Genomic DNA, 1,261 nt, shown 5'->3' with positions numbered 1-1,261 from the left:
ATAAGTCATTAAAAGATCAGACTTTTAAGTTTATTTCTAACTAATTTAGGAGCTCCTGACATAATTTATATGTGACTAAAAACAATGAAAGCAGCTAAAAATCAAAATATTCTAATCTATACCGCACTGCCAAAAGCCAAACGGTTTAAGGTGTATATTCCATTCCTTATGAAAGCTGAACGGGAATGCTTTAAAAAACTAGACTCTAGCTTTTATCATCCTCAACAAAACCTTTGGAGTCTGATTAATACAGTAGAGAATCTTAAAAAATTGAAAGTCTCTTTGGCGGTAAAGTGCTTAAAGTAGGAAAATCTGCGCCAAGGGGCATGCCCAAGATAAACCTTAACAGACAGGGTGAAGCAGAACTTGAAAAAACCCATCAAAAAATGGTTTTAAAGGGGTTTAGTAAAAATACAGTCGATAATTATAAAAGCTCGCTAAAACCTTTTTTTAAATATTTCGAAAACCAATCTCTTAAATCAGTCACTAAAGAACAAATAGAGGGCTATGTTTTTGAATTGATCAGTAAATATAAGATAAGCGAATCTGCCCAAAACACTATCATTAACGCTATTAAGTGCTACTATGAGCATGCTTTAGGGTTACCACGAGAATATTATAACATCACTAGACCTAAAAAGAGTCAAGATTTACCAAACGTCCTTCATAGTAAAGAAGTTAAAGAGATCATTAACAGCCCTAGTAATTTGAAGCACAAAACTATCCTGCACACCATTTACGGTGCAGGCCTACGAGTTGGAGAATTGATTAGACTAAGAGTAGTAGACGTAAGAAGTGAAGAGGGTTATATCTTTATTAAGGATTCCAAAGGAAAGAAGGACAGGCATACCGTACTTAGCAAGCATCTGCTAGAATTACTTCGAGAGTATTACAAGATCTATAAGCCAGCTTACTGGTTGTTCGAGGGGCAAACTGGTGGGCAATATTCCAGTACTAGTATACAAAGTATTTATCGTAAAGCTGTAAAAGACACCAACGGAAACCCTTGGAGTACCCCACACACTTTACGTCATAGTTTTGCCACACACCTTATGGAACGGGGGACAAGTTTAAGACATATCCAAGCCGCTTTAGGTCATAATAGCTCAAAAACGACAGAGATTTATACTCGAGTTTTAGCGATTAATAACAAAACAATAAAAAGTCCATTGGATACTATGTATGAAAGTGTTAGTTTAGATGAAAATAAAACAACGTCCTAAATAGATATATACCCTATACTGAAGATTTGAATAGGGTT

At 35.2% G+C, this 1,261-nt stretch carries 2 protein-coding genes; both read left to right on the top strand.

Going from position 1 to position 1,261, the window contains the following annotated elements; genetic code table 11:
• The first annotated feature begins 84 nt into the window (after positions 1-84).
• Positions 85-306 (top strand): hypothetical protein, encoded by a 222-nt coding sequence (locus tag CXF67_RS18790; protein ID WP_257984652.1) that lies wholly within the window; start codon positions 85-87, stop codon positions 304-306.
• Between the two features lie 20 nt (positions 307-326).
• Positions 327-1,223 carry a tyrosine-type recombinase/integrase gene (locus tag CXF67_RS09850; protein ID WP_257984651.1) on the top strand — a complete coding sequence of 299 codons (897 nt, stop codon included), beginning with the start codon at positions 327-329 and terminating at the stop codon, positions 1,221-1,223.
• Positions 1,224-1,261: the final 38 nt, after the last annotated feature.

This window comes from Psychroflexus sp. MES1-P1E (genome assembly GCF_002836055.1).
In the GTDB taxonomy this organism is placed as follows: Bacteria; Bacteroidota; Bacteroidia; order Flavobacteriales; family Flavobacteriaceae; genus Psychroflexus.
Note: the sequence above shows the minus strand (reverse complement) of the source record. Positions and strands in the feature narration are given on the sequence as shown.

Bases quoted from the DNA above. Each gene is read 5' to 3' on its own strand.
- CXF67_RS18790 (WP_257984652.1), top strand. From the start codon at position 85: ATGAAAGCAGCTAAAAATCAAAATATTCTAATCTATACCGCACTGCCA.
- CXF67_RS09850 (WP_257984651.1), top strand. From the start codon at position 327: ATGCCCAAGATAAACCTTAACAGACAGGGTGAAGCAGAACTTGAAAAA.